Source organism: Streptomyces sp. IBSBF 2435 (genome assembly GCF_036815005.1).
Lineage (GTDB): Bacteria > Actinomycetota > Actinomycetes > Streptomycetales > Streptomycetaceae > Actinacidiphila.
The window spans coordinates 1-26,799 of the sequence record NZ_JAJSYW010000087.1 but is presented as its reverse complement, the minus strand read 5'-3'; the positions used below and the strand labels follow the sequence as shown (position 1 = coordinate 26,799).

The 26,799-nt window shown below is 72.0% G+C and carries 22 protein-coding genes; 12 read left to right on the top strand and 10 right to left on the bottom strand.

What is annotated here, in order from left to right:
• Positions 1 to 163: 163 nt before the first annotated feature.
• Together V7E46_RS18535 and V7E46_RS18530 are read right to left on the bottom strand one after the other, a co-directional pair.
• Positions 164 to 2,674 (bottom strand): MFS transporter, encoded by a 2,511-nt coding sequence (locus V7E46_RS18535; RefSeq protein ID WP_443054233.1) that lies wholly within the window; start codon positions 2,672 to 2,674, stop codon positions 164 to 166.
• A gap of 148 nt (positions 2,675 to 2,822) precedes the next feature.
• Complete coding sequence (locus tag V7E46_RS18530) at positions 2,823 to 3,281, bottom strand: SRPBCC family protein (RefSeq protein WP_329173518.1); 459 nt, start codon at positions 3,279 to 3,281, stop codon at positions 2,823 to 2,825.
• Between the two features lie 125 nt (positions 3,282 to 3,406).
• Between V7E46_RS18530 and V7E46_RS18525 the strand changes: the two genes are divergently transcribed.
• From V7E46_RS18525 to pssA, 9 genes are all read left to right on the top strand, one after another.
• Positions 3,407 to 4,468: an Rv2578c family radical SAM protein gene (locus tag V7E46_RS18525; protein WP_333769445.1), complete on the top strand. Its 1,062-nt coding sequence runs from the start codon at positions 3,407 to 3,409 to the stop codon at positions 4,466 to 4,468.
• A gap of 398 nt (positions 4,469 to 4,866) precedes the next feature.
• Positions 4,867 to 6,702, top strand: a complete 1,836-nt coding sequence (locus V7E46_RS18520; protein ID WP_333769444.1) for a 3-hydroxyacyl-CoA dehydrogenase family protein — start codon at positions 4,867 to 4,869, stop codon at positions 6,700 to 6,702.
• 94 nt (positions 6,703 to 6,796) lie between these two features.
• Positions 6,797 to 7,588 carry a TetR family transcriptional regulator gene (locus V7E46_RS18515; protein WP_333769443.1) on the top strand — a complete coding sequence of 264 codons (792 nt, stop codon included), beginning with the start codon at positions 6,797 to 6,799 and terminating at the stop codon, positions 7,586 to 7,588.
• A 512-nt stretch (positions 7,589 to 8,100) separates the two neighbouring features.
• Positions 8,101 to 9,438, top strand: coding sequence for a crotonyl-CoA carboxylase/reductase (gene ccrA / locus V7E46_RS18510; protein ID WP_333769442.1), 1,338 nt, complete (start codon positions 8,101 to 8,103; stop codon positions 9,436 to 9,438).
• The gene (locus V7E46_RS18505; protein WP_333769441.1) at positions 9,438 to 11,453 is read left to right on the top strand and encodes a protein meaA; all 2,016 of its coding nucleotides are present in this window, start codon (positions 9,438 to 9,440) and stop codon (positions 11,451 to 11,453) included. Before ccrA ends, V7E46_RS18505 begins: the two co-directional genes overlap by 1 nt.
• 2 nt (positions 11,454 to 11,455) lie before the next feature.
• On the top strand, positions 11,456 to 11,962 hold the full coding sequence (locus V7E46_RS18500) for a MaoC family dehydratase (RefSeq protein WP_329182260.1): 507 nt from the start codon (positions 11,456 to 11,458) through the stop codon (positions 11,960 to 11,962).
• A gap of 4 nt (positions 11,963 to 11,966) precedes the next feature.
• Positions 11,967 to 13,181 carry an acyl-CoA dehydrogenase family protein gene (locus V7E46_RS18495; RefSeq protein WP_333769440.1) on the top strand — a complete coding sequence of 405 codons (1,215 nt, stop codon included), beginning with the start codon at positions 11,967 to 11,969 and terminating at the stop codon, positions 13,179 to 13,181.
• A 181-nt stretch (positions 13,182 to 13,362) separates the two neighbouring features.
• On the top strand, positions 13,363 to 14,010 hold the full coding sequence (locus V7E46_RS18490) for a phosphatidylserine decarboxylase (RefSeq protein WP_329173529.1): 648 nt from the start codon (positions 13,363 to 13,365) through the stop codon (positions 14,008 to 14,010).
• Entirely contained in the window at positions 13,997 to 14,848 is an 852-nt protein-coding gene (pssA, locus tag V7E46_RS18485; RefSeq protein ID WP_329173530.1) for a CDP-diacylglycerol--serine O-phosphatidyltransferase, read from the top strand. The genes V7E46_RS18490 and pssA overlap by 14 nt, the downstream gene beginning before the upstream one ends.
• A 363-nt stretch (positions 14,849 to 15,211) precedes the next feature.
• Here pssA and V7E46_RS18480 read toward each other — a convergent pair whose 3' ends face one another.
• Entirely contained in the window at positions 15,212 to 16,348 is a 1,137-nt protein-coding gene (locus tag V7E46_RS18480; protein WP_333769439.1) for a glycerate kinase, read from the bottom strand.
• Between the two features lie 136 nt (positions 16,349 to 16,484).
• Here V7E46_RS18480 and V7E46_RS18475 point away from each other — a divergent pair, with 136 nt between their 5' ends.
• Positions 16,485 to 16,985, top strand: a complete 501-nt coding sequence (locus V7E46_RS18475; RefSeq protein WP_329173533.1) for an NUDIX hydrolase — start codon at positions 16,485 to 16,487, stop codon at positions 16,983 to 16,985.
• Positions 16,986 to 17,022: 37 nt separating this feature from the next.
• Here the strand turns inward: V7E46_RS18475 and V7E46_RS18470 are convergent, their stop codons facing one another.
• Positions 17,023 to 17,493: an SCP2 sterol-binding domain-containing protein gene (locus V7E46_RS18470; protein WP_329173535.1), complete on the bottom strand. Its 471-nt coding sequence runs from the start codon at positions 17,491 to 17,493 to the stop codon at positions 17,023 to 17,025.
• A 319-nt stretch (positions 17,494 to 17,812) separates the two neighbouring features.
• Between V7E46_RS18470 and V7E46_RS18465 the strand changes: the two genes are divergently transcribed.
• Positions 17,813 to 18,115, top strand: a complete 303-nt coding sequence (locus tag V7E46_RS18465) for a hypothetical protein (RefSeq protein WP_329173537.1) — start codon at positions 17,813 to 17,815, stop codon at positions 18,113 to 18,115.
• Positions 18,116 to 18,185: 70 nt separating this feature from the next.
• On the opposite strand, the gene V7E46_RS18460 is transcribed toward V7E46_RS18465, so the two are convergent.
• From V7E46_RS18460 to V7E46_RS18435, 6 genes are all read right to left on the bottom strand, one after another.
• Positions 18,186 to 19,616 carry a phytoene desaturase family protein gene (locus V7E46_RS18460; protein WP_333769438.1) on the bottom strand — a complete coding sequence of 477 codons (1,431 nt, stop codon included), beginning with the start codon at positions 19,614 to 19,616 and terminating at the stop codon, positions 18,186 to 18,188.
• Positions 19,617 to 19,687: 71 nt separating this feature from the next.
• Entirely contained in the window at positions 19,688 to 21,202 is a 1,515-nt protein-coding gene (locus tag V7E46_RS18455; RefSeq protein ID WP_333769437.1) for an NCS1 family nucleobase:cation symporter-1, read from the bottom strand.
• 9 nt (positions 21,203 to 21,211) lie between these two features.
• Positions 21,212 to 22,225 (bottom strand): TIGR03842 family LLM class F420-dependent oxidoreductase, encoded by a 1,014-nt coding sequence (locus tag V7E46_RS18450; protein ID WP_333769436.1) that lies wholly within the window; start codon positions 22,223 to 22,225, stop codon positions 21,212 to 21,214.
• 38 nt (positions 22,226 to 22,263) lie between these two features.
• On the bottom strand, positions 22,264 to 23,670 hold the full coding sequence (gene hydA / locus V7E46_RS18445) for a dihydropyrimidinase (protein WP_329173543.1): 1,407 nt from the start codon (positions 23,668 to 23,670) through the stop codon (positions 22,264 to 22,266).
• A complete protein-coding gene (locus V7E46_RS18440; RefSeq protein ID WP_333769435.1) occupies positions 23,667 to 25,022 on the bottom strand; it encodes an aspartate aminotransferase family protein in 1,356 nt (451 codons plus the stop codon). Before V7E46_RS18440 ends, hydA begins: the two co-directional genes overlap by 4 nt.
• 4 nt (positions 25,023 to 25,026) lie before the next feature.
• Positions 25,027 to 25,869 carry a nitrilase-related carbon-nitrogen hydrolase gene (locus tag V7E46_RS18435; protein ID WP_333769434.1) on the bottom strand — a complete coding sequence of 281 codons (843 nt, stop codon included), beginning with the start codon at positions 25,867 to 25,869 and terminating at the stop codon, positions 25,027 to 25,029.
• A gap of 368 nt (positions 25,870 to 26,237) precedes the next feature.
• Here V7E46_RS18435 and V7E46_RS18430 point away from each other — a divergent pair.
• A partial coding sequence (locus V7E46_RS18430; protein ID WP_333769433.1) for a hypothetical protein occupies positions 26,238 to 26,799 on the top strand: 562 nt, incomplete at its 3' end.

The following is a 26,799-nucleotide window of genomic DNA, read 5'->3' as shown; positions in this document are numbered from 1 at the left end:
CCGCAAACCCAGATTCACACCTAAGTCTGGTGGGGTGTTATATGTTTATAAGAGACAGGGGCAGGGCCCGCCCCTGGGTGCGCACCCCCCGAGGCGGGGCCCGGGTCCGGAGGGCGCCCCCGGCGGAAGATGCGGGTCGGGCGGGGCACCCCCCGGGGAGGGGCTAGTCGGCGTGGCCGAGTTGGAGGTCGCGTTCAGTGCGGCCACCACCCGCGACCTGCAGAACGGTAGCCACCGGCGGGTACCCCGCCGCGATGACGGTGTACTCACCGGCCGCGAGGTCGACAAAGCGGAAGTGGCCGTCGGAGCCGGTGGTGACCGAGTCGACGACATTGCCCGCGGCGTCCAGGAGGGTGACCCTCGCGTCCTCCACCAGGCGGCCGCCGGGCGCGCGGACGGTGCCGCGCAGGACCGCGCCGCCGGCGAGTTCGACGTCCTGGCGGGTCTCCCGGGAGGCCTGCACGGTGACCGGGAGGGCGGCCGGGCGGTAGGCGGGGGCGCTGGCGGCCAGGGTGTATTCGCCGGCGACCAGTTCCGCCAGGACGTAGGAGCCCTCGCGGCCGCTGCGGGCGGTGGCCACGACGTCGCCGCGCACATCGGTGAGGGTCACGATGGCGTCCCGTACCGGCGTGCCGTCGGCGGTGCGTACCGCTCCGGCCAGCCGGCCCGCACCGCCGAGGACCACGTCGAGGTCGACGGGGTGGTCGCCGACGGTGACGCTGACGGCCTGCGGCTGGTGGCCGCCGGCCGCGGCGATCAGGACGTAGCTGCCGGCGCCCGGAGTGCTCAGCGCGTAACGGCCGTCCTCCGTGGTGGCGCCGCGGCCGATCTGCCGCCCTGTGATGTCGATCAGGGTGAGCGCGGCCCGCCCGACACTGCTGCCGTCGGAGTGGTGGACGGTGCCGCAGACCGGGACGCCGCCGTGCTTGTGGGAGGACATCCGCCGGGCACCGGGCAGTGACGCGTCGGGCGCGCCGCCGTCGAAGTGGTCGGCCGTGGGGGCGTCGTACGCGGTCGTGGCTGCGGCACCGGGGCCGTGCTGGGTGACCAAGGGTTTCTCCTTGAGCAGGAAGGCGAAGAGGAGGCCGAGGACGAGCACCGGCACCAGGTAGAGGAAGATCCGCGGCATGGCGTCGGCGTACGCCTGCACATATCCGTCGCGCACCGCCGCGGGCAGAGTGCGGACAAGTTGCGGGGTGACCGACTGCGGGTCGGGCAGATGGGCGCCGTGCGGCAGTTCGACGGCCAGCCGCTTGCCGAGCCGGTCGGCGAACAGCGTGCCGAAGACAGCCGCGCCGACCGACCCGCCGATCTGCCGGAAGTAGTTGTTGGCGCTGGTAGCGGCCCCGATGTCGGCGGGCCGCACCGAATTCTGCACGGCGAGCACCAGGACCGGCAGCGCCAGGCCGATACCGAGGCCGAGCACGGCCATGTAGACGCTGTAGGTGAGCTGCGGGGTGTCGGCGTCCAGCAGCGACAGCAGCCACATCCCGACCGCGGACAGGGCGCAGCCGACGATCGGGAAGATCTTGTACCGTCCGGTGCGGCTGATCAGCTGGCCGCCGGCGATGGACGCCGCCACGACGCCGAGCATCATCGGCAGCATCAGCAGCCCCGAGCCCGTGGCGCTGGCCCCGTCGACCATCTGGAGGAAGGTCGGCAGGTAACTGGCCGCGCCGAACAGGGCGATACCGACGACGCAGCCGATCAGCGCGGTGACGTTGAAGACGCCGTCGCGGAACAGCCGCAGCGGGATGACCGGTTCCGCGGCGAAGCGCTCCACGAGCGCGAAGAGCAGGGCGCAGCCGATCGCCGCCGCGCCCAGGCCGAGGATCTCCCGGGACTGCCAGCCGTACTTGGAGCCGCCCCAGGTGGTGACCAGCACCAGGCAGGTGGAGCCGGCGGCGAGCAGCAGGGCGCCGAGGATGTCGAGCCGGGGGCGGGCGGTGGGTTTGGGGAGCTTCAGGACCAGGGTGATCACGAGCAGGGTGACCAGGCCGAAGGGGATGTTGATCGCGAAGCACCAGCGCCAGGAGGCGTGGTCGGTGAAGAAGCCGCCGAGCAGCGGCCCCGCGACCGAGGCGAGGCCGTAGGCGGCGCCGATCAGGCCCATGTACCGGCCGCGTTCGCGGGGCGGGACGATGTCGGCCATGATCGCCTGCACGCCGATCATCAGCCCGCCGCCGCCGATGCCCTGGACCGCGCGGAAGGCGATCAGCTCGTCCATGGAGCGCGACCAGGCGGCCAGCGCGGAGCCCGCGACGAAGGTCAGGATCGCGAACTGGAAGACGCCTTTGCGGCCGAAGAGGTCGCCGAGCTTGCCGTAGATGGGCAGGCCGATGGTGGAGGCCAGCAGATACGCGGTGACGACCCAGGACATCTGGTCGAGGCCGTGCAGCTCGCCGACGATCTTCGGCAGCGCGGTGGCCACGATCATCTGGTCGAGGGCGGCCAGCAGCAGTGCCAGCATCAGGCCGACGAAGATCAGCCGGATCCGGCGGGGCGTCAGATCGGCTTCGGTGGCTGGCGCTTGCGTGCCGCCGGCGGAAGCGGGCGCGAGTGCGACGCCTCCGGCCGGGGCGATGCCCGCGCCCCGGCCGCTGTCGCCGCCTCCGCACCCGCCTCCGCCCCCGGTCGGTACCGCCGTCCGGTCGGTCAGCGTGCTGCCAGCCACCCTTCACTCCCCTCGTCGCACCTGCTGCGCCACCGTCTCCCGCATGAGGCGACAACGAAGCAGCGGCGCGGCGATTCTCAGGAAGTAGGCAAAACCACCCGTATCAGTGAAAAACCATGAAACCGACCGGGTGACGGCGCGCCAGGCCCTATGCCTGCGGCGCACCGCCTTCGACCTCGGCGGCGAGCCCGGCGAGGATCGCGTCGTAGATACGGCCGAGACCCTTGGGGGCGAAGGTGCGCTCGAAGAAGCCGCCGACGCCGGTCGCGCCCTGCCAGTGGGTGGCGGCGACCACCTTGCTGCCGCCCTCACCCGAGGGGGTGACCGTCCAGGTGGTCACGAGCGTGGAATTGCGGTCGGTCTCGACCAGCTGCCCCGCCGCGGGGGCGGTGACGTCGAGCAGGCAGTCGCGTACGCGCTTGCTCGTGGCCTGGAGCTTCCAGTGCACGACGGTGCCCGCGCCGGTGCCGCCGGCGCGCACCTCGTACTCGCTGAACTGCTCAGGGAGCACCCGGCCGCGGGTGCCGGCGTAGTCGGCGAGGGCGTCGTACACCCGCTCCGGCTCCGCCGCGACGATCCGCTCCGTGGTGGCCTCGACGAGCGCCATGAATTCTCCTCGGTCCGTGTCCGTGCACGTTGTTCACGCGCCGCCCAAGCCAACCACACCCGCTTTTCGAATCTGTGTTCTATTGTGGAGGGAGACGGCACACCGGACGACCGAAGGAGGGCGCGATGCGCTGGGACCAGCTGGGCCGGGACGACGCCACGGCCGCGCTCTTCGGCACCGACGCGGTCACCCGGCGCTTCGACACCCCCGAATTCCGCGGCATCACCTTCCACGAGGTGCGGGCCCGCTCGATCCTGAACCGGGTGCCCGGCGCGTCCCGGATGCCGTTCGAGTGGACCGTCAACCCCTACCGCGGGTGCAGTCACGCCTGCGTCTACTGCTTCGCTCGCAAGACGCACAGCTATCTGGACCTGGACACCGGACACGACTTCGACAGCCAGATCGTGGTGAAGACCAATGCCGCGGAGGTGCTGCGCCGCGAACTGGCCGCGCCGCGCTGGCAGGGCGAGCATGTCGCGATGGGCACCAACGTCGATTGTTATCAGCGGGCGGAGGGCCGCTATCAGTTGATGCCCGGCATCCTGGCGGCACTGCGGGACCGCGCCAATCCTTTCTCGATCCTCACCAAGGGCTCGCTGATCCTGCGCGATCTCGAACTGCTGCGGCAGGCCGCGCGCGTGACCGAGGTGTCCATCGCACTGTCCGTCGGCTTCCTCGACGGCGAGCTGTGGCGCAGCGTGGAGCCGGGCACGCCTTCCCCGCAGACGCGCCTGGCGGTCTGCCGCACCCTCAGTGAGAACGGCATACCGTCCTCGGTCCTGATGGCCCCCGTGCTGCCCTTCCTCAGCGACTCACCCGAGCAGTTGCGGGCCACCGTCCGCGCCATCGCGGCGGCCGGCGCCGGGTCGGTCACCCCGCTGGTGCTGCATCTGCGCCCCGGAGCCCGGGAGTGGTACATGGCGTGGCTGGCCCGCAACCACCCGCATCTCGTACGGCGCTACGAGGCGATGTACGCGGGCGGGTCCTACGCGCCGACGTGGTATCAGCGCCGGGTCACCCGCCAGGTGCACGAATTCGCCGCCGAGTTCGGCTGCGGCCCGGCCCGCAGGCCCGGATTCCGGCGAGCACAGGAGCAGGCGCAGACCCCGGCGGCGGACCCGCGAGCGCCGGAAGCCGGCCCCGAGCGGCCCGCGGACCCGGGGGACACCCAGCTCACCCTGCTCTGACGGCGCCGCGCGCCGCCGCACCTTTCTGCCGGCCGTACTCCACGGGGGCGTACGGCCGGCAGACCACCCGCACGGGTCGCCGCACCCGCATCGGCGCCCGCCCTGACGCCCTTCGCGCTCATCTGTCGGCGGCGCAGATCACATGCGCGCGGGGGTGGCGCGGAAGTTACCCGCCAGTTACCCTCGAAAGCACCGTGCACGGCGGCCTGGTGACGCAGCCGCCGCGCACTCGCACCACCACGTCGGTTCGGCATCATCGCGGCGCGGCCCCGGGACAGGGCCGGCCGGTTGTTCACGCGGGCGCGCACATCCCGGCGACCGGCCCGCGACTCCGCCTCACCCTTTCCGGCCGCGCGCGCCCGTACGCGCCCGGTCTCCTCAGCGTCTGGAGTCACGCGATGGACCGTCCCTCCGCAGCCGCAGCACCGTCCGCGGCGCCCTCCCCCGAAGCCGCCGTCACCCCCCCGTACGTCATCGCCGTGATCGGCCTGGGCACCATGGGCACCGGTATCGCCGAGGTCATGGCCAGGGCGGGCCACGAGGTGATCGGCGTCGACCTCGACGACGCCGCCGCCCGCCGCGCGGTCACCGCGCTGGAGCGCTCCACCGCCCGCGCGGTGGAGCGCGGTCGCGGCACCCCGGGCGAGCGCGCCGACACGCTCGCCCGCTTCCGCACCTTCCGCGACCTGCGGGCCGCCGCGGCGGCCGACCTGGTGATCGAGGTGGTGGACGAGCGCTACGACACCAAGCGGGACGTGATCACCGCGCTCGACCGGATCGTCAGGCCCGGCGCGATCCTGGCCACCGGCACCAACGCGCTGTCGGTGACCCGTCTCGCGGCCGGGACCGGCCGTCCCGACCGGGTGCTCGGCCTGCACTTCTTCGCGCCCGCACAGGCCATGAAGCTGGTCGAGGTGGTGTCCACCGTGCTGACCTCGCCGGAGACGACCGCGACCGTGACCGCGCTGGTGCGCAGCCTCGGCAAGGAGCCGGTGGCGGTCGGCGACCGGCCCGGATTCATCGCGGACGGGCTGCTGTTCGGGTATCTGAACCAGGCCGCCGCCATGTACGAGGCGCGCTATGCCACCAGGGAGGACATCGACGCGGCGATGCGGCTGGGCTGCGGCCTGCCGATGGGACCGCTGGCACTGCTCGACCTGGTCGGGGTGGACACCGCGACCACCGTCCTCGACGCCATGTACGAGGCCAGCAAGGACCGGCTGCACGCCCCCGCGCCCGTGCTGCGCCAGCTCACCGCGGCCGGGCTGCTCGGCCGCAAGTCGGGGCGCGGCTTCTACAGCTACGAGGCGCCCGGCAGCTCGACGGTGGTCCCGGACGCGCAGACCCCGGCGGGCGGCCGAACGCAAGCGGAGCCCCGTACGGTCCGCAGCGTCGGCGTCGCCGGATCCGGCACCATGGCGGCGGGTATTGCCGAGGTCTTCGCCAGGGCGGGCTTCCCGGTGCAATTGGCCGCGCGCAGCCCGGAGAAGGCCGAGCACGCGGTGGCGCGAATGGCGGCCTCGCTGGACCGCTCGGTGGCGCGGGGACGGCTCAGCGCGGAGCAGCGTGACGCGGCCGTCGCCCTGGTGACGCCCGCGGCCTCCTACGACGCCTTCGCGCAGGCCGACCTGGTGGTCGAGGCGGTCGCCGAGGACCTTCTCGCCAAGCAGCAGCTCTTCCGGATCCTGGACAAGGTGTGCCGGCCGGGAGCGGTGCTGGCCACCACGACCTCCTCGCTGCCGGTGGTAGCCGTCGCCAGGGCCACGGAACGCCCGCAGGACGTCGTCGGGATGCACTTCTTCAACCCGGCGCCCGCGATGAAGCTGGTCGAGGTGGTGCACACCGTGCTCACCGCGGCCGATGTGCGGGCCACCGTCCACCAGGTGTGCGGCGCCCTGCGCAAGCACCCGGTGGACTGCGGCGACCGGGCGGGCTTCATCGTCAACGCGCTGCTCTTCCCGTACCTGAACAACGCGGTGAAGATGGTGCAGGACCATTACGCGAGCGTGGACGCGATCGATGCGGCGATGAAGCTCGGCGGCGGCTATCCGATGGGACCCTTCGAACTGCTCGACGTGGTCGGGCTCGATGTGTCGCTGGCGATCGAGCAGGTGCTGCACGGGGAATTCCGCGACCCGGGCCTGGCCCCCGCGCCGCTGCTCGAACACCTGGTGTCGGCGGGCTGCCTCGGCCGGAAGACCGGCCGAGGCTTCCGCGAGTACGCCCGGCGCTGAGCGGCCGGCCGACCGGCCGGCAGCCCGTGCGGCGAGCTGGGGTGTTTTTCCCCCGGCCGCCGGACGGGGCGGTCCGCCGTGTTACGTTCCCCACATGTCCCAGTCCGCGAAGCCCGGTACCCCCGAGACCGCGACCGTACGCCGCGCCGCCGCCCAGCGGCACCGTGTGCGACAGGACCTGGCGGCGGCCGCGATGCACCTTTTCGCGGCGCAGGGCTACGAGGCGACCACTGTCGACGAGATCGCGGCGACGGCCGGCGTGGCGCGGCGGACCTTCTTCCGGCACTTCCGGTCCAAGGAAGAGGCGATCTTCCCCGACCACGACGACACCCTGGTCCGTGTCCAGGCCGTACTGGACTCCGCGGACCCGCACGAGCACCCGCTCGACACGGTCTGCCGCGGAATCACCGAGGTGCTGCGGATGTACGCGCACCTGCCCGAGGTGTCGGTGGAGCGCTACCGGCTGACCCGGGAGGTGCCGACGCTGCGGGAGCGCGAGATCGCTTCGGTGGCCCGTTACGAGCGGCTGTTCACCCGCTATCTGCTGGGCCACTTCGACGAGGGCGCGCAGGGCTACGGCGACGACGACCCGCTGCTCGCCGAGGTCGCCGCCTCCGCGGTGGTCGCCGCGCACAACCACGTGCTGCGCCGCTGGCTGCGGGCGGACGGCAAGGGCGACGTGGAGGCGCAGCTCGACCACGCCTTCGACGTGATCAAGGCGACCTTCGGTACGGGCATCGGCGCCGGGCGGATACCGTCCAGGGCGTCGTCGGCGACCCCGGCGACGGTGTCCCGGCACGGCGAGGTGGTGGTCGCGGTGGCCCGCACCGACGCCTCCCCCGCCCAGATCCTGCGCAGCATCGAAGAGGCGCTGCGCAAGGCCTGAGCGCCCGGCCGGCACCACCGCAGCGGCGCCCCGCCGCCAGGTGCCGCCTCCCCACCCGCCACCCCGGCGGCGCGTCAGCCGCCACCTCGGCGCCCTTCCACCGCACGTCAGCAGCGGCCCTGCGCCACCTCGGCGTCCCCCTCCGTGCCTCAGCGGCGGCCACCCGTCCCCCGGGTGGCCGCTGTTGCCCGTTCCCGGCACCGGGGTGACACTCGGAAGAAAATGGCACGCAGTGTCTTTACGACTGGCACGCGGTGCCATACGGTATCCACAGTCCGGGCGGACGGCATGCGGTGATCCCCCGCAGGCCGGCTGTCCCCGAGGCCCGGACGCCTGCGTCACAGGCATTCCGCGCCACCGCGCGGCTCCTTCGCTCCACCGCCAGCTCCCCGCCGGACCGACGACGGCACCTCCATCCCATCCCGACCCCCGCGCTCCCCGTACGCGTTGCCGCGTCCACCGAGAAGGACCCGGCCGCACATGCGGGAAACGCTTCGCCGGAGGCGAGTCATATGAAGGAAATCCTGGACGCCGTCCTCGCGCCGGACACTACGGCCGCCGACTTCGCGGCGCTCACGCTGCCCGCGTCGTACCGCGCGGTCACCGTGCACAAGGACGAGGCGCAGATGTTCGACGGCCTCGCCACCAAGGACAAGGACCCGCGCAGCTCGCTGCACCTGGACGAGGTGCCGGTGCCGGAGATCGGCCCCGGCGAGGCCCTGGTCGCGGTGATGGCCAGCTCGGTGAACTACAACTCGGTCTGGACCTCGATCTTCGAACCGGTGTCGACCTTCGCCTTCCTGGAGCGCTACGGCCGCCAGTCGCCGCTCGGCAGGCGGCACGACCTGCCCTACCACGTCATCGGCTCCGACCTGTCGGGCGTCGTGCTGCGTACCGGCCCCGGGGTGAACAAGTGGCAGCCCGGCGACCGGGTCGTCGCGCACTGCCTGAGCGTGGAGCTGGAGTCGGCCGACGGCCACAACGACACCATGCTCGACCCGGAGCAGCGGATCTGGGGCTTCGAGACCAACTTCGGCGGCCTGGCCGAGATCGCCCTGGTCAAGTCCAACCAGCTGATGCCCAAACCGGAGCACCTGAGCTGGGAGGAGGCCGCCGCCCCCGGCCTGGTCAACTCCACCGCCTACCGGCAGCTGGTGTCCCGCAACGGCGCCGGCATGAAGCAGGGCGACAATGTGCTGATCTGGGGCGCGAGCGGCGGACTCGGCTCGTACGCCACCCAGTTCGCGCTGGCAGGCGGCGCCACCCCGGTCTGTGTGGTGTCCAGCCCGGAGAAGGCGGAGATCTGCCGCCGGATGGGCGCGGAGGCGGTCATCGACCGCAGCGCCGAGGGCTACCGGTTCTGGCGCGACGAGCACAGCCAGGACCCCCGGGAGTGGAAGCGCTTCGGCGGCCGGATCCGCGAACTGACCGGCGGCGAGGACGTGGACATCGTCTTCGAGCACCCGGGCCGGGAGACCTTCGGCGCCTCGGTCTACGTCACCCGCAAGGGCGGCACCATCGTCACCTGTGCCTCGACCAGCGGCTACACCCACGAGTACGACAACCGGTATCTGTGGATGAGCCTCAAGAAGATCGTCGGCTCGCACTTCGCCAACTACCGCGAGGCGTGGGAGGCCAACCGGCTGGTCGCCAAGGGCCGTATCCACCCCACCCTGTCGCGCACCTACCGCCTGGCGGACACCGGCCAGGCCGCGTACGACGTCCACCGCAACCGGCACCACGGCAAGGTCGGCGTCCTGGCGCTGGCACCCGAGGAGGGCCTGGGCGTGACGAATCCGGCGATGCGCGAGCGGCACCTGCCGGCCATCAACCGCTTCCGGGACATCTGATGGCGTCGCCCCGGGCGGGCGGGCCCCGCGAGCGGGACCGGCCGTGGCTGATGCGGACCTACGCGGGACACTCCACCGCCGAGGCGTCCAACGCGCTCTACCGGAGCAATCTCGGCAAGGGCCAGACCGGCCTGTCGGTGGCCTTCGACCTGCCGACCCAGACCGGCTACGACGCCGACCATGTGCTGGCTCGCGGCGAGGTCGGCAGGGTCGGGGTGCCGGTCGCGCATCTCGGTGACATGCGGCGGCTGTTCCAGGACATCCCGCTGGAGCGGATGAACACCTCGATGACCATCAACGCCACCGCCATGTGGCTGCTGGCGCTCTACCAGGTGGTCGCCGAGGAGCAGGGGGCGGACATCGCCGCGCTCCAGGGCACCACCCAGAACGACATCGTCAAGGAGTACCTGTCCCGCGGTACGCATGTCTTCCCGCCGGTGCCGTCGCTGCGGCTGACCACGGACATGATCACGTACACCGTCCACCACATGCCCAAGTGGAACCCGATCAACATCTGCAGCTACCACTTGCAGGAGGCCGGGGCCACGCCGGTGCAGGAGATCGCCTACGCGATGTCCACCGCGGTCGCGGTGCTCGACGCGGTCTTCGCGTCCGGGCAGGTGCCCGAGGAGCGCAGGGGCGAGGTGGTCGGCCGGATCTCCTTCTTCGTCAACGCCGGTGTGCGTTTCATCGAGGAGATGTGCAAGATGCGCGCCTTCGGCCGGATCTGGGACACCGTCACCCGGGAGCGCTACGGCGTCCAGGACCCCAGGCAGCGGCGCTTCCGCTACGGAGTGCAGGTCAACTCGCTCGGTCTGACCGAAGCGCAGCCGGAGAACAACGTCCAGCGGATCGTGCTGGAGATGCTGGCCGTGACGCTGTCCAGGGACGCCCGCGCCCGGGCCGTCCAACTGCCCGCCTGGAACGAGGCGCTGGGCCTGCCGCGGCCGTGGGACCAGCAGTGGAGCCTGCGGATACAGCAGGTGCTCGCGCACGAGAGCGACCTGCTCGAATACGCCGACATCTTCGAGGGCAGCCATGTGATCGAGGCGAAGGTCGCGGAGCTGGTGGAGCGGGCGACCGCCGAGATCGCGCACATCGAGCAGCTGGGCGGCGCGATGGCGGCCGTCGAGTCCGGCTACCTCAAGTCGGAGCTGGTGGCCTCGCACGCCGCCCGGCGGGCCAGGATCGAGTCGGGCGAGGAGCAGATCGTCGGCGTCAACATCCACGAGAGCACCGAGCCCAGCCCGCTGACCGCCGACCTGGACACCGCGATCATGACGGTCGACCCGGCCAACGAGGCCCGGGTGGTGGCCGCGCTGCACGACTGGCGGCGGGCCAGGGACGAGCCGCGCGCGCAGGCCGCGCTCGGCGCCCTGCGGTCGGCGGCGGCGGGCGGAGAGAACCTGATGGCGGCGACGCTGGACTGCGCGCGGGCGGGCGTCACGACCGGTGAGTGGTCCTGGGCGCTGCGCGACGTCTTCGGCGAATACCGCGCGCCGACCGGGGTCGGCAGCGCGCCGGTCGCGGTGGCGGCGCGGGACGGCGGCCCGCTGGCGGACGTACGCCGCAAGGTCGCGGACACCGCGAAGGAGCTGGGCGGCGGGCGGCTGCGGCTGCTGGTCGGCAAGCCGGGGCTCGACGGGCACTCCAACGGCGCCGAGCAGATCGCGGTACGCGCCAGGGACGCCGGCTTCGAGGTGGTCTACCAGGGGATCAGGCTGACCCCCGAGCAGATCGTCTCCGCGGCGGTCGCCGAGGACGTGCACTGCGTGGGCCTGTCGATCCTTTCGGGGTCGCACACCGCGCTGGTGCCCGATGTACTGGAGCGGCTGCGCCGGGCGGGGGTGGAGGACGTCCCCGTGGTCGTCGGCGGCATCATCCCGGCCGCGGACGCGCTCGCCCTGCGGGCGGCCGGTGTGGCGGCGGTGTTCACACCCAAGGACTTCGGTATCACCGGGATCATCGGCCGGATCGTGGACGAGATCCGGCTCGCGAACAAGCTGGAGGTATGACTGTGCAGTTCGGCCGCACGTATGAGGAGTTCGAGGTCGGTGCCGTGTACAAGCACTGGCCGGGAAAGACGGTCACGGAATACGACGACCACCTCTTCTGCCTGCTCACCATGAATCACCACCCGCTGCACATGGACGCCAACTACGCCGAGAAGGGAACCGACTTCGGCCGCAATGTGGTGGTCGGGAACTACGTCTACTCACTGCTGCTCGGCATGTCGGTGCCCGATGTGTCGGGCAAGGCGATCGCCAATCTGGAGGTCGAGTCGCTGCGGCACGTGGCGCCGACCTTCCACGGCGACACGGTCTACGGCGAGACGACGGTGCTCGACAAGTGGCCGTCGAAGTCCAGGAGCGACCGCGGCATCGTCCAGGTCGAGACCCGCGGCCACAACCAGGACGGCACCCTGGTGTGCGTTTTCCGCCGCAAGGTGATGGTGCCGACCGCCACGTACATCGAGCAGCGCGGCGGGGAACAGCCCGGCCGCCCGCAGCCGGAGGGGAACTGAGCCGATGGCCGACCGACTCGCGCAGACCGACGGACTGACCGACATCCAGCGGGAGATCCTCTCCACCGTCCGCAGCTTCGTGGACAAGGAGATCCTGCCGGTCGCCACCGCTCTCGAACACCGCGACGAATATCCCACCGAGATCGTCGAGGGCCTGAAGGAACTGGGCATCTTCGGCCTGATGATCCCCGAGGAGTACGGCGGCCTCGGGGAATCACTGCTGACCTACGCGCTGGTCGTGGAGGAGATCGCCCGCGGCTGGATGAGTGTGTCCGGCATCATCAACACACATTTCATCGTCGCCTACATGATCAAGCAGCACGGCACGCGGGAGCAGAAGGAGCACTTCCTGCCGCGCATGGCGGCCGGCGAGGTGCGCGGCGCGTTCTCGATGTCGGAGCCGGGCCTCGGTTCCGACGTGTCGGCGATCCGCACCAAGGGCGTACGCGACGGGGACGGATATGTCGTCAACGGGCAGAAGATGTGGCTGACCAACGGCGGCTCGTCGAACCTGGTCGCGGTGCTGTGCCGCACCGACGAGGGGCAGCCGGCCGAGGCGCCCGCGCACCGGTCGATGACGACCTTCCTGATCGAGAAGGAGCCTGGCTTCGGCGCCAACCCCGCGGTCCCGGGGCTGACCGTGCCCGGCAAGATCGACAAGATGGGCTACAAGGGCGTCGACACCACCGAGCTGATCCTGGAGGACGTACGGGTGCCCGCCGACCGCGTGCTGGGCGGCACGAGCGGGCGCGGCTTCTACCAGATGATGGACGGCGTCGAGGTGGGCCGGGTCAATGTGGCCGCCCGTGGCTGCGGTGTGGCCAGGCGCGCCTTCGAACTCGGCATCTCCTACGCCCAGCAGCGGCACACCTTCGGCAAGGCCATCGCGGAGCACCAGGCGATCCAGTTCAAGCTCGCCGAAATGGCCACCAAGGTGGAGGCCGCGCACCAGATGATGGTCAATGCCGCGCGCAAGAAGGATTCCGGCGCGCGCAACGACCTGGAGGCCGGAATGGCGAAATATCTGGCGGCCGAGTTCTGCAAGGAGGTCGTCGAGGACGCCTTCCGCATCCACGGCGGCTACGGCTTCTCCAAGGAGTACGAGATCGAGCGGCTGTACCGTGAGGCGCCGATGCTGCTGATCGGCGAGGGAACCGCAGAGATTCAGAAAATGATCATCGGCAGGCGGCTGTTGGAGGAGTACCGGATCAAGGGATAATGTCCGCATTCGCGGTGATTTATCCGAGGCGAACGTCACACTGTGTCATGAGTCAAAGCACCGGAACCAGCCACCGACTCGCCCTTGCGCTTGCCCAGTTGCCGGTGTCAGCCGATACCATCGAGTCAAAGCCGCCGTCCCCAGAAGTAATTCGCGGCACCCTCCGCTACGAAGGTCTTCCATGCCCCACAGCCATTCCCCTGCTCCACGCGGCCGGGTCCGCCTCGCACGTGGCGCATCACCGTGGCTCCTCCCGACCGTGGCCACCGCGGCGGTCTCCCTCGCCAAGGCGCGCCAGTCCGGCCGCTGGGCAACCGTGGCCGTCCCCGCCACCGCGCTCGCGGCCGGGATGCTGTGGTTCTTCCGCGACCCTGAGCGGGAGATCACCGACGGCCGGGTGATCAGCCCGGCCGACGGCGTGGTCCAGAGCGTCATGCCGTGGAAGGACGGGCGCACCCGCGTCGCGATCTTCATGAGCCCGCTGAATGTGCACGTCAACAGGGCGCCGCTGACCGGCACGGTCTCCTCCGTCGAGCACATCCCCGGCGGGTACGTACCGGCGTTCAACAAGGAGAGCGAGAACAACGAGCGGGTGGTCTGGCACTTCGACACCGAGCTCGGCGACATCGAGATGGTGCAGATCGCCGGAGCGGTCGCGCGGCGGATCGTGCCGTACGTGCCGCGCGGCTGCAAGGTCGAGCAGGGCGACCGGATCGGGCTGATCCGCTTCGGCTCCCGGGTCGACGTGTACCTGCCGGCCGGGATCGAAGCGGGTGTCGAGGTCGGACAGACCACCACGGCTGGGGTGACACGCCTTGACCGTGACTGATCCGGATACGGCGCAGTCCACCTGGGTGACCGAACTCCAGGACGAGGTCGACGACCTCCCCCTGTCGACCCGGCTGTCCATCGCCGACGCGCTGACCCTCGGCAACGCGATCTGCGGCTTCATGGCGGTGTACTTCACCACCACCGGGGTCCTGGTGCCGCACCTGATGGGCACCAGTGACGGCGGTATGTCCAAGCACAGCGCCGCCACGGCGGTCACGCTGATGCTGCTCGCCTCCGTCTTCGACCTCTTCGACGGGCTCGTCGCGCGCAAGCTGCGCAGCTCGGCCATGGGGGCCGAGCTCGACAACCTCTCCGACCTGATCAGCTTCGGGCTCGCCCCGGCGTATTTCGTGGTCGTCTGGGGGCTGGTCGCCGACGACGCCCACGGGAAGGTCTCCGCGGTCGCCGCGGTGCTGGTGGTGCTGGCCGTCGTCCTGCGGCTCGCCCGCTTCTCCTGCACGACGCTGCGGGACGGCGTCTTCCAGGGCATGCCGAGCCCCTTCGGGGCGATGACGGTGGTGTCCGTGGTGCTGCTCGAACTGCCCTTCGTGCCGACCATCGCGGCGATCGTGGGCGTGGCCTGGCTGATGGTGAGCCGGGTCGAGTACCCCAAGCCGCGCGGACGGCTGGCCGTCCTCACCCTGGCCTGGATCCTGGTCAGCATGGGCTGCCTGACCGCCTGGACGCTCGACGTCCCCGGCGGCCACCAGCTGCTCCAGACCGGCGCGGCGCTCCAGTGCCTGGCCGCCGCGGTGATCCCCTGCTTCGCGACCACCCGTCGCGTGAACACGATGCGCGCCAACCGCCGCGAGGCCCGAGCCGCAGCGCTGCGCTAGCCCAGGGCGGGGTTGCCACCGCGTCGGTGGGTACCCATCCGCTGCCGCGGGGTGAGGGTGCCGCTGCGTCCGGGGGACGCCTCCCCAGGGCGCGGCGGCTTTTGCGCTCCCGGGCGCGCGACTCTTTTGGGGGCGCGGGGAACGGCGCGAGCAACCACCCACCGGCCGGTGGTCCGGATGCGACAGCAACAGCCCCTCTGGGCCGGTGACGACCCGCGCCCCCGGCGGGGGCTGGTCGCGCCGTTCCCCGCGCCCCTGAGGGCCTGCGGTCCGTTCGCACACGGCGGTCGTGGTGGGTTGCGCGCCGTTCCCCGCGCCCCTGAGGGATGCCCCCCTTACGCAGAGGCACCCGGGGCCACCGGGTCAGGTCAGGAAGTCCTGGGCCAGGCGGGCGGCCAGCTGTTCGAGGAGCGGGCCGGCCTCCGACATCGAGCGGGCCGGATCCGACTCCAGGTCGGAAAGCGCGTAGGCCCGGCGGATGCCGGCCCGGCCGAGATCGGCCGGGGGTAGGGCGAGCCGGCCGCAGACGGCGACGACGTCGATCCCACGCGCCCGGGCCGCCTGCGCGACGCCCACCGGCGCCTTCCCGTGCAGCGTCTGCTCGTCGAGCGAACCCTCACCCGTGATGACCAGCGTGGCGCCGTCGAGCGCCGCCTCGAAGCCGAGGACGTCGAGCATCACGTCGATGCCGGGCCGGAAGTCGGCCCGCAGGCCGACCATCGCGCCGAAGCCGATGCCGCCCGCGGCGCCCGCCCCGGGCGCCTCGGCCTCCGCCGTGGCGCCGAGCACCTCGGCGAAGCGGCCGAGCGCCGCGTCGAGGGCGGCGATGTCGGACGCGGACGCGCCCTTCTGCGGGCCGTAGACCGCCACCGCGCCCTTCGGCCCGAGCAGCGGGTTGTCGACGTCGCCGGCCAGCACCACGTCGGTGCCGGCCAGCCGCGGGTCGAGATCGCCGAGGTCGGCGGTGGCCAGGCCGGCGAGCGCGCCGCCGCCGGGCGCGACCGGCACCCCCTCGGCGTCGAGCAGCCGCGCGCCCAGCGCGCTGAGCATGCCCGCGCCGCCGTCGTTGGTGGCGCTGCCGCCGACGCCGAGCACGATCGTGCGTGCCCCGGCGTCGAGCGCGGCCCGCAGCAGCTCGCCGGTGCCGTACGTGGTGGCGGTGAGCGGCGCGAAGATCCCGGGCGGCAGGTGCCGCAGGCCCGACGCCTCGGCCATCTCGACCACCGCGGTGCCGTCGCGCAGCGCGTACGCCGCGTCGACGGGCTCGCCGAGCGGCCCGGTGACGCGTACCGTGCGCCGCTCGAAGCCGGCGGCGACCGCCGCGTCGACCGTACCGTCGCCGCCGTCGGCGACCGGCAGCGCGGCGACGTCGAGGCCCGGTACGACGGAGCGGAGCCCGGCCCTGACGTGCTCGGCCACCTGCACCGCGGTCAGCGAACCCTTGAACTTGTCGGCGGCGATCAGCACGCGCCCCGTCGAAACCCTTGTCGTCTCGGACATGTCGTCCTCTCCATCCGATACGGAACATCGCGCCGTTCGGACCCTATCCCGGCACGGCCCGCGTGCCCATCGGCAGCGCGCTCGGTGATCACCCGAATACGGCGCGTCGGGGCACCCGGCGCCGTAAGTTGGCGGCATGACGACCGACTTCGCCAGCTACATCGCCAGTCTTCCCAGGATCCTCGCCGGGGCGAGCATGCTGTTCCGCTCGGCGGACGGGCGGATCCTGATCGTGGAGCCGAACTACCGCGACGACGGGACGTGGACACTGCCGGGCGGCACGATCGAGTCGGACCAGGACGAGACACCGCGGCAGGGCGCGCGCCGGGAGACCCTGGAGGAGATCGGCCTCGACGTGGCGCCCGGCGCGCTGCTGGTGCTCGACTGGTCCTCGGGTCCCGGCCGGCCGCCGTCGGTGAGCTTCCTCTACGACGGCGGGGTGCTCTCCGACGAGCAGCTGGCCGCGGTGCGCCTCCAGGAGTCGGAGTTGGACTCCTGGAGGCTGATCGACCCGGCCGAGGCGGACCGCTACTTCTCGCCGGGCCAGGCGGGCCGGATCCGTGCGGCCCTGGCGGCACTGGCCGCGGGCCGGCCCGCCGAGCTGGTCGACAGCCACCCGGTCACCGAGGACCGGTGACCGGGGGCGGGCGGCCGGTTGGAGGCCAGGGGCGGCGTCAGGGCTTGGGGATGTCGAAGTAGTAGGTGAGGCCGCCGGCCAGCCGGATGTCGCCCTTGACCTTGAGCTTGCGGGTGAAGAAGAGGGTGGGGCCCGAGGCGTTGCCCGACACGAGCTTGAGGAATTCCGGCGCGGCCATGGTGAGGCTGAGCTGCGGCTCGCGGTCGGTGCGCTCGGGGGTCACCGTGCAGGTGCCGCCGCCGATGTGGGTCTCGTAGACGTCGTCCGGGCCGCTGTCGCCCTCGGTGATGCGCCAGCGGATCAGCGCGTCCTTGCCGGCGGCGGCGTCGGGCTTGAAGAGCGTGTGCATCCGACCGAAGACCTCGTCGAGCACCCGGCGGCGCTGCGGTCCGCTCATCAGCTCGGCGATGCGCCGGGTGGGCAGGCCCTTGACGATCCGGGCGAATTCGTCGGGCTCGACCGAGCCGAAGTCCAGGGTCTCCAGGTCGAGATCGTCCAGTGCGGCCATCGGCCACCTTCCTTACTCCAGAGTAAATTTACCGGCGGGTAAGCCTAGTTTCCCTGCCCCCCGGTGACAACCCGCGCTCGTCACGGGTGACGTCCTGCGGAAGATCCGTGAATGGGCCGTAAAGCGGCGACACAGAGCAACCTTTACCCCTATGCTTCCGTTTCGGCACCCGCGAACTGCTCGCAGGAATGGGTGCCTTGCGGCTTGATCCGCTTCTTCGGCACGCCCCCCACACCCACCGCGGCCCGCGACGGCCGCATGCCGTGTTTTCCGGGCTGTCCGTCCCCACCGCTCCGTTCCACCGAAAGGCCCCTATCCCATGTCCCAGTCCCAGACGCTCGGCAACGGCCAGTCCACCTCGTGGGAGAAGTTCTGGTACGTGCTCGGCTGCGTCTACTTCGGCGCCGCCTACCTGTCCAAGGTCCCGGCGAAGAAGGCGCTCAGCGAGTACGGCCTGGTGGAGCTGACCGGCGCCGAGCAGTTCTGGTACGTCGTGCTGTGCATCGCCTTCGGTACCGGCTACTTCTCGAAGGTCATCACCAAGAAGGCCCTCTCCGAGGTCCGCTTCGCCGCCCCGCAGGCCTACGCGCCGCAGCCCGGCCAGCCGCCGTACGCGTCCTGACCGCGTCCGACGCCCGGTCCGGCGCCGCCACCCCGTGCGAGCGGGGACGGCGCCGGGCCGGGCGTCGGCGTCAGCGGCGGGCCGGCCGCCGCAGGTGCCGCAGGACGGCGCGGGCCGCGTGGTGGCCGCTCATGCCGTGCACGCCGGGCCCCGGCGGGGTCGCGGACGAGCACAGGAAGACCCCGGGCCGCGGAGTGGCGTAGGGCACCGCCGCGAGCCGCGGGCGCAGGACGCTCTGCAGGCCCGCGAAGGCGCCGCAGGCCACGTCACCGCCCACGTAGTTGGCGTTGCGGGCGGCGAGTTCGGCCGGGCCGGTGACGGCGCGGGCCAGCACCAGGTCGCGGAAGCCCGGCGCGAAGCGTTCGATCTGCCGCTCGACGGCGTCGGTGGCGTCGCCGTGCCAGCCGTGCGGGACATGGCCGTAGGCCCAGAAGACATGCTTGCCCTCCGGCGCCCGCGACGGGTCCACCACGGTGGGCTGCGAGGTGATCAGGAACGGGGTGTGCGGCGGGCGCCCGGTGACCGCCCGGTTCAGCGCGTCGCCGATCTCGGTGCAGGTCGGGCCGATGTGCACGGTACCGGCCCGCCGCGCCTGCTCCGCCGTCCACGGGACAGGACCGTCAAGGGCGTAGTCGATCTTGAAGACCGAGGGGCCGTAGCGGTAGCGGCGGTAGACGTCACCGAGGGCGGCGATCCTGGCCAGCGCGGTCGGCGAGGTGTCGAAGACGTAGGCGCGGGCCGGCGGCAGCTCGTCCAGCTTGCGCACGGTCACCCCGGTGCGGATGACGCCGCCGAGTTCGGTCAGGTAGCCCGCCAGCGCGTCGGAGATCGCCTGCGAGCCGCCGCGGGCCACCGGCCAGCCGCGCTCGTGGGCGGCGAGCGCGAACAGCATCGCCATCGCCCCGGTGAAGGGCTGGCTCAACCGGGAGATCGCGTGCCCGCCGAGCCCGGCGATCAGCCCCCTGGCCTTGGCGTCGCGGAAGCGCAGCGCCAGCAGCGCGGCCGGCGGGGTCCCGGCCAGCCCGAAGCGGACGAAGCGGTAGGGGTCGCGGGGTATCCCGGCCCACTGCGGCCGCAGGAAGTCCGCCGCGAGCGCGTCCCAGTGGCCGGTGTAGGGCGCCATCAGCCTGCGGTACGTGCCCGCGTCGCGCGGCCCGAGCGAGGCGGCGGTCTCGCCGACGGTACGGCCGAGCACCGCGGCGGTGCCGTCGGGGAAGGGGTGCGCCATCGGCACCTCGGGCTGCAGCCACTCCAGGCCGTGCCGGGCCAGCGGCAGCGCCTTGAAGGCGGGCGAGCCGATGCCGAACGGGTGCACCGCGGAGCACGGGTCGTGCCGGAAGCCCGGCAGCGTCAGTTCCTCCGTGCGCGCCCCGCCGCCCACGGTGTCGGCGGCCTCGTAGAGCTGCACGCTCAGGCCCGCGCGGGCCAGTTCGACCGCGGCGGTCAGCCCGTTGGGTCCCGCGCCGACGACGACCGCGTCGGCGACGACGGCCCGCCTCACCGCGAGCCGCCCTCACACCATGGAGCGACCCGTCCGGCCGCGCCGACTTCGTTGCCCATGACGCCATCCAATCAGACCGCTCCTTCCACCGGCCGTGCGGTGCGCATCAGCGCCACGTACAGCAGCAGCGAGGAGGCCAGGCCCACCGCCCAGCCGTAGTCGGCCAGCGGTTTGAGGAACGGGATCAGGCCGTGCCGGGGGAAGGGCCCGGCGCCCGGGGCGGAGTAGGAGCCGCCGACCGCGAGGAGGCCGCCGACGGCGAAGGCGGCGACCGCCCGCCAGTTCCAGCCGCCGGTGTACCAGTAGCGGCCGGCCGGGTCGTACAGCTCGCCCAGGTGCAGCACGGTGCGGCGGATGATCCAGTAGTCGGCGATCAGCACGCCCGCGACGGTCCCCAGCACGCCGCCCACCACGCCGAGCCAGGTGTAGATGTAGATCTCCGGGGTCGAGATGAGCTTCCACGGGAAGAGCAGCACCCCGATGACACCGGTGATGAGCGCGCCGGTGCGGAAGTTGACGAACCTCGGCGCCAGGTGGGACAGGTCGTAGGCCGGGGAGACGACATTCGCCGCGATGTTGACCGAGACGGTCGCGATGAGCACGGTCAGCAGGGCGTAGACGAGCCCGATGTCGCTGTGGCTCTTGGCGGCCAGCGCCACCGGGTCCCACAAGGTGGCGTCGCCGGTGCCGTAGACGGCCTGGGCGCCCGAGGTGACCAGCACCGACAGCAGGGCGAACGCGGTCATCGTGGTCGGCAGTCCGAGCGACTGGCCCCAGGCCTGGGCGCGCTGGCCGGCCCCGAAGCGGGTGAAGTCGGGGATGTTGAGCGCCAGCGTCGACCAGAAGCCGATCATGCCCATCAGGGCGGGGAAGAAGACCTTCCAGAAGTGCCGGCCCCAGCCGAGCCGCGAGGGCTGGTCGAGCAGCGGGCCGAGGCCGCCTGCCTTGACCGATATCCAGATCAGCAGCACGACCGCGCCGACCAGCACGAAGGGCGCGGCCCAGTTCTCGAAGCGGCGCAGGGTGTCCATGCCGCGGGCGATGACGGCCAGCTCCAGGGCCCAGAAGAGCACGAAGCACAGCCACAGCGGCCACGGGTAGCCGCCGAGGTGCCGGGCGCCGGCCCAGTCGCCGGGCAGCACCCGGTCGAGCAGGACGAAGATGCCCTGGCCGCCGATCCAGGTCTGGATGCCGAACCAGGCGCAGGCCACCGCGGCCCGCACCAGCGCGGGCAGGTTCGCGCCGCGCAGGCCGAACGACGCGCGCGCCAGGACCGGGAAGGGTATGCCGTACTTGGGTCCCGCGTGCCCGGTGAGCAGCATCGGGGCCAGCACGACGACATTGGCGACGGCGATGGTCAGCACGGCCTGTTTCCAGTCCATGCCGAGCGCGACCAGCCCGGAGGCGAGCGTCCAGGACGGGATGTTGTGCGCCATCCCGACCCACAGGGCGGAGAAGTTGTACGTGGTCCAGGTGCGGTGGGCCACGGGGACGGGCAGCAGGTCGGGGTTGGCGTAGTGGCCCGCGGGCGGGGCCGCGTCGGCGGGGAGTTCGACGCGGTCACCCGCGCTCTCGGCTATGGCCATGGACACACCTCACGTCAGAGCGGGGATGATGAGCTCGCCGTACGCGTCGATCGTCGATTCCCTGGCGTCGTGCATGTCGTAGATCGCGAACTGGTCGACGCCCAGGTCGCGCAGGGCCTTGAGCTTGGCCTCGTGGACCGGCGGCGGCCCGATCAGGCAGAAGCGGTCCACGATCTCGTCGGGCACGAACGCGGTGTCGGGGTTGCCGCTGCGCCCGTGGTGGGCGTAGTCGTAGCCGTGCCGCTGCTTGATGTACGCGGTCAGCTCGTCGGGGACGAGGCCCGAGTGCTCGCCGTAGCGGCCGACCAGGTCGGCGACGTGGTTGCCGACCATGCCGCCGAACCAGCGGCACTGCTCGCGGGCGTGCGCCAGCGCCTCGGGCGAGTCGTCGGCGGTGACGTAGGCGGGGGCGGCGACGCACACGGTGACGGACGCGGGGTCGCGGCCGGCCGCCTCGGCCGCGGCGCGGACCGCCTTGACCATCCACTCGGTGAGGTAGACGTCGGCGAGTTGCAGGATGAAGCCGTCGGCCCGCTCCCCCGCCATGGCGAGCGCCTTGGGGCCGTACGCGGCCATCCACACCGGCAGCCTGCCGTCCTCGACCCACGGCAGCCGCAGCGCGGTGCCGTCGATCACGGCCTCCCGGCCCTCGGCCAGGTCGCGGATGGCGGTGATGGCCTCGCCGAGCCTGGCCAGGGTGTTGGGCGGACGCCCGGCGACCCGCATCGCCGAGTCGCCGCGGCCGATGCCGCACACCGTGCGGTTGCCGTACATCGAGTTGAGGGTCGCGAAGGTGGAGGCGGTCACCTCCCAGGTGCGGGTGCCCGGGTTGGTGACCATGGTGCCGACGGTGAGCCGCTCGGTGTGGTCCAGGATGCGGCTGTGGATGACGAAGGGCTCCTGCCAGAGCACGGCGGAGTCGAACGTCCAGCCGTGGGTGAAGCCGTTGCGCTCGGCACGCCGCATCAGCTCGACGACGTCGGACGCGGGCGGGTCGGTCTGCAGCACGAGGCCGAAGTCCATGGCCGCACTCCTTCTGGGTGACGGGGGCTTGAGGGTGCTCAGAGGTACTGACACAGGCCGCGCGGGGTGTATTGGCCGTGTCCTGCCCGGCCGACGTAGGCCTGCCGCTCGATCACCGGGACGCCGCGGGACAGTACGGTCTCCACCCGGCCGGTGAGCCGGCGGCCCTCGTAGGCGGAGTAGTCGACGTTCATGTGGTGGGTCCGCGCGGAGACGGTCTGCTCGGCGTGCGGGTCGTAGACGACCACGTCGGCGTCGGCGCCCGGGGCGATGGTGCCCTTGCGCGGGTAGAGGCCGAACATCCGGGCCGGGGCGGCGCAGGCGATGTCGATCCAGCGGCGGCGGGTGAGGTGGCCGTCCACGACGGCCTGGTGGAGCAGGTCCATCCTGTTCTCCACGCCCGGCAGGCCGTTGGGGATCTTCGAGAAGTCGCCGCGGCCCATCTCCTTCTGCCCGGTGAAGCAGAACGGGCAGTGGTCGGTGGAGACCACCTGGAGGTCGTCGGTGCGCAGCCCGCGCCACAGCGCGGCCTGGTGCTCGCGCGGGCGCAGCGGCGTGCTGCACACGTATTTGGCGCCCTCGAAGTCCGGCTCGGCGAGATTGTCGGTGGACAGGAACAGATACTGCGGACAGGTCTCGCCGAAGACCGGCAGGCCCAGGTCGCGGGCCGCGGCCAGCTCCGCGACGGCCTGCTCGGCGGAGACGTGCACGACGTAGAGCGGCGAGCCGGCCACCCGGGCGAGCTGGATGGCGCGGTGGGTGGCCTCGGCCTCCAGCAGCGCGTGGCGCACCTCGCCGTGGTAGCGCGGGTCGGTCCGCCCCGCGGCGAGCGCCTGCTGCACCAGGACGTCGATGGCGATGCCGTTCTCGGCGTGCATCATCACCAGGCCGCCGTTGTCCGAGGCGCGCTGCATGGCGCGCAGGATCTGGCCGTCGTCGCTGTAGAAGACCCCGGGGTAGGCCATGAACATCTTGAAACTGGTGACGCCCTCCTCCACCAGGAGGTCCATCTCGGCGAGCGTCTTGTCGTTGACGTCGGCGACGATCATGTGGAAGCCGTAGTCGATCGCGCACTGGGCGTCGGCCTTGGCGTGCCACGCGTCGAGGCCGGCCCGCAGCGAGGCGCCGACACCCTGGATCGCGAAGTCCACGATGGTGGTGGTGCCGCCCCAGGCCGCGGCCCTGGTGCCGGTCTCGAAGGTGTCGGCGGCGGTGGTGCCGCCGAAGGGCATCTGCATATGGGTGTGGGCGTCGACACCGCCGGGGATGACGTACTTCCCCGTGGCGTCGATGACGCGGTCGGCGGTCCAGCCGGCCGCGGCGTCGCTGTCGTGCGCGGCGAGCGCGGCGATCCTGCCGCCCTCGATCAGTACGTCGGCGTGCATCTCGTCGGCGGCGGTGACGACCAGGCCGCCGCGGATGACGGTGCGGGTGCCGGTGCTCATACGGTGGCGCCTTCCGTGCTGCTGTTCTCGGGGGTCTCCAGTGCGGTCTGCGCCGCCTTCAGCGCCGCTTCGAGGGCGGCGGCGCCCTCCTCCGCCTCGGCGACGGTCAGCGACAGCGGCGGCGCGATCCGCAGCACATTGCCGGCCCTGCCGCCCTTGCCGATGAGCAGGCCGTGCTCGCGGGCGGCTTCGAGGACCAGCCCCGCGGCCCGCGAGGAGGGGTCGTCGGTGCCGGGCACGACCAGTTCGACACCCAGCATCAGGCCGCGCCCGCGCACCTCGCGGACCACTGCGAGGCCGGCCCCGACGGCCTCCAGCCTGGCCTTGAGCAGGCCGCCGACCCGGCGCGCGTTGCCCGGCAGGTCGTGGTCGATGAGATAGCCGAGGTTGGCCAGCGCCGCCGCGGTGGTGACCGGGCTGCCGCCGAAGGTGGAGATCGAGTTGGCGGTCAGGCAGTTCATCACCTCGGCACGGGCCACCACACCGCCCATCGACATGCCGTTGCCGATGCCCTTGGCGAAGGTGAGGATGTCCGGCGGCCCGGCCTTGCCGTGCGCCTGCCAGCCCCAGAAGTGCTCGCCGGTACGCCCCCAGCCGGTCTGCACCTCGTCGGTGATCCACAGGATGCCGTGCCGGTCGAGCACCTGCTTGAAGGCGGCGAAGAGCCCGTCGGGCGGCAGCGTGAAGCCGCCGACGCCCTGCACGGGTTCGGCGATCAGCGCGGCGATCCTGCCGCCGGCCTGGCCGAGCACGTCCTCCAGGTCGGCCACGCACGCGGTGGTGAACTCGGCGTCCGACAGATGCGCGTACGGCCCGCGGCTGCGCACACCGCCGTGCACGTACAGCGTCTGGAGCGGGGACAGGCTGGTGGGCGACCAGGCCGCGTTGCCGGTGATGCCGATCGCGCTGAACGAGCGGCCGTGGTAGCTGTTGCGCAGCGCCAGGATCTGGTTGGAGCCGCGGTAGGCCGTCGCCAGGAGCAGCGCCGTGTCGTTGGCCTCGGTGCCCGAGGTGGTGAAGAACACCCGGGCGTCGGGGATGCCGGACAGCCGGGCGATCCGCTCGGCCAGTTCGACGGCCTGGCTGCTCAGATACAGCGTCGAGGAGTGCAGCAGCTTCCCGGCCTGCGCGGCGACCGCAGCGGCGACCTCCGGCAGGGCGTGCGCGGTCATCGTGGTGAGGATGCCGCCGAAGAAGTCCAGGTAGCGGTTGCCCTCGGCGTCCCAGACATGCCGGCCCTCGCCGTGCGTCAGCTCGATCGGCCGCTCGTAGTACGTGGCGAGCCAGTCGGGCAGCACCGCGCGGTGCCTGGCGTGCAGTGCCGCGTGCGCGTTCGCGGTCTCGGTGGCCATGGGCTCAGACCTCCGTCAGGTCGCCGTAGGCGTCGGGCCTGCGGTCGCGGTAGAAGGCCCACTGGTTGCGCACCTCGTCGATCAGGCCGAAGTCCAGGTCGCGGACGAGCAGTTCCTCCTTGGTGTCGGAGGCGGTGCCGTCCACGAACTGGCCGCGGGGGTCGACGAAGTAGCTGGTGCCGTAGAAGTCGTTGTCGCCGTACTCCTCGCGGCCGACCCGGTTGATCGCGGCGATGAAGTATTCGTTGGCCACCGCGGCGGCCGGCTGCTCCAGCTGCCACAGATACGCCGACAGGCCGCGGCTGGTGGCGCTGGGGTTGTACACGAGCTGGGCGCCGGCCAGGCCGAGGGCGCGCCAGCCCTCGGGGAAGTGCCGGTCGTAGCAGATGTAGACGCCGATCCTGCCGACCGCGGTGTCGAATACCGGCCAGCCGAGATTGCCCGGCTTGAAATAGTATTTCTCCCAGAAGCCGGTCACCTGCGGGATGTGGTGCTTGCGGTACTTGCCGAGGAAAGTGCCGTCCGCGTCGATGACGGCGGCGGTGTTGAAGTAGACCCCTGGCTGCTCGACCTCGAAGACCGGGACGACGATGACCATGCCCGTCTCCCGGGCGAGGTCCTGCATCCGCCGCACGGTCGGCCCGTCGGGCACGGCCTCCGCCCAGCGGTAGTGCTCGGCCTCCTGCACCTGGCAGAAGTAGGGGGCGTTGAAGACCTCCTGGAAGCCGATCACCTTCGCACCCTGCGCGGCGGCGGCCCTGGCGTGTTCCTCATGCTTGGCGATCATTGTCTCGGTGTCACCGGTCCAGGTCGCCTGGACCAGCGCGGCACGCACGACATTGCTCATGGCAGCAGCTCCTCTGACGTGACGTCACGCCGGTTCTACGCACGTAGATCCCCGCCGTCCGACGAACGTAAATCCCTCGCCCCACTCTGACAAGGCCCCCGCCGTTACCGCCTGACGTCTCCCATGTTTCGTCCGCGCCCGACCCGTACGGCGCACTGCGGGCGGTGGGCGCGGGGTCCGCCGGGCGGGATGGCTGGAAGCAGCTCATGGCGCGGGCGGCGGCGGGTGGCGCGTTCGAGAGCGCGGCCTTGCGCGGCCGGACCGCGGGAGCCGGTGAATCGAACGGCGGCGGCGGGCCGGTATGCACTTCCCGCCATAGTCGTCCATTGGGCTGACCAGGTGGGATATCGGCATTTACCGTAATGATCGTGAAAGCCGTACGTCGTACGCGGTGGTGGTCGGCCGCCGCCGGGCTGGCCGCGCCCCTGCTGGTGGTCCTCGCCGGACAGGCGATGGCGACGCCGCGGCCCGCCCCCGGCGGGGTGGCGGTGACCATCGGCTGTTCCCGCACGGGCGGCGGATGCGGGATCTCGGTGGTCGTCTGCGGACCCGGCGGGCGCGTCACGCACGTGGTGCGGCCGGCCGGTTCGCCCCCGCTGCTGCCGCTCGGCCGGCTGACGGTGCGGACCGGCGGCCGGTGCGGGGCGCCGGACCCGCCGGTGACGGTGGCCCCGACGGCGCCGCCGACGACCGCGGCACCGACCGCGGCACCGACGACCGTGCCGCCGCCCACGGCTCCCGGTCCGACCCCGACAGCCGCGCCGAGCGCGGCGCCGGGTGCGGCGCCGACGCCGTCCGGGGCCGCGGCCCCGGCTCCGGTCCCGGCGGGTCCTGTGGCGCGGGGGGTGCACGCCTCGCCGGTCCCTTCCCCGTCCGGCGCGTCCGCCCCGAAGACGCCGCCGCGGCCCGCCGGCCCCTCCCCCGCAGCCC

What these genes read in the sequence shown, in the direction of transcription:
- V7E46_RS18475 (WP_329173533.1), top strand. Translation starts at nt 16,485, where the DNA reads ATGACGACCGACTTCGCCAGCTACATCGCCAGTCTTCCCAGGATCCTC.
- V7E46_RS18490 (WP_329173529.1), top strand. Translation starts at nt 13,363, where the DNA reads ATGCCCCACAGCCATTCCCCTGCTCCACGCGGCCGGGTCCGCCTCGCA.
- V7E46_RS18470 (WP_329173535.1), bottom strand. Translation starts at nt 17,493, where the DNA reads ATGGCCGCACTGGACGATCTCGACCTGGAGACCCTGGACTTCGGCTCG.
- V7E46_RS18480 (WP_333769439.1), bottom strand. Translation starts at nt 16,348, where the DNA reads ATGTCCGAGACGACAAGGGTTTCGACGGGGCGCGTGCTGATCGCCGCC.
- V7E46_RS18520 (WP_333769444.1), top strand. Translation starts at nt 4,867, where the DNA reads ATGGACCGTCCCTCCGCAGCCGCAGCACCGTCCGCGGCGCCCTCCCCC.
- V7E46_RS18455 (WP_333769437.1), bottom strand. Translation starts at nt 21,202, where the DNA reads ATGGCCATAGCCGAGAGCGCGGGTGACCGCGTCGAACTCCCCGCCGAC.
- V7E46_RS18435 (WP_333769434.1), bottom strand. Translation starts at nt 25,869, where the DNA reads ATGAGCAATGTCGTGCGTGCCGCGCTGGTCCAGGCGACCTGGACCGGT.
- V7E46_RS18495 (WP_333769440.1), top strand. Translation starts at nt 11,967, where the DNA reads ATGGCCGACCGACTCGCGCAGACCGACGGACTGACCGACATCCAGCGG.
- V7E46_RS18515 (WP_333769443.1), top strand. Translation starts at nt 6,797, where the DNA reads ATGTCCCAGTCCGCGAAGCCCGGTACCCCCGAGACCGCGACCGTACGC.
- V7E46_RS18505 (WP_333769441.1), top strand. Translation starts at nt 9,438, where the DNA reads ATGGCGTCGCCCCGGGCGGGCGGGCCCCGCGAGCGGGACCGGCCGTGG.
- V7E46_RS18465 (WP_329173537.1), top strand. Translation starts at nt 17,813, where the DNA reads ATGTCCCAGTCCCAGACGCTCGGCAACGGCCAGTCCACCTCGTGGGAG.
- V7E46_RS18440 (WP_333769435.1), bottom strand. Translation starts at nt 25,022, where the DNA reads ATGGCCACCGAGACCGCGAACGCGCACGCGGCACTGCACGCCAGGCAC.
- hydA (WP_329173543.1), bottom strand. Translation starts at nt 23,670, where the DNA reads ATGAGCACCGGCACCCGCACCGTCATCCGCGGCGGCCTGGTCGTCACC.
- V7E46_RS18525 (WP_333769445.1), top strand. Translation starts at nt 3,407, where the DNA reads ATGCGCTGGGACCAGCTGGGCCGGGACGACGCCACGGCCGCGCTCTTC.
- V7E46_RS18450 (WP_333769436.1), bottom strand. Translation starts at nt 22,225, where the DNA reads ATGGACTTCGGCCTCGTGCTGCAGACCGACCCGCCCGCGTCCGACGTC.
- V7E46_RS18530 (WP_329173518.1), bottom strand. Translation starts at nt 3,281, where the DNA reads ATGGCGCTCGTCGAGGCCACCACGGAGCGGATCGTCGCGGCGGAGCCG.
- ccrA (WP_333769442.1), top strand. Translation starts at nt 8,101, where the DNA reads ATGAAGGAAATCCTGGACGCCGTCCTCGCGCCGGACACTACGGCCGCC.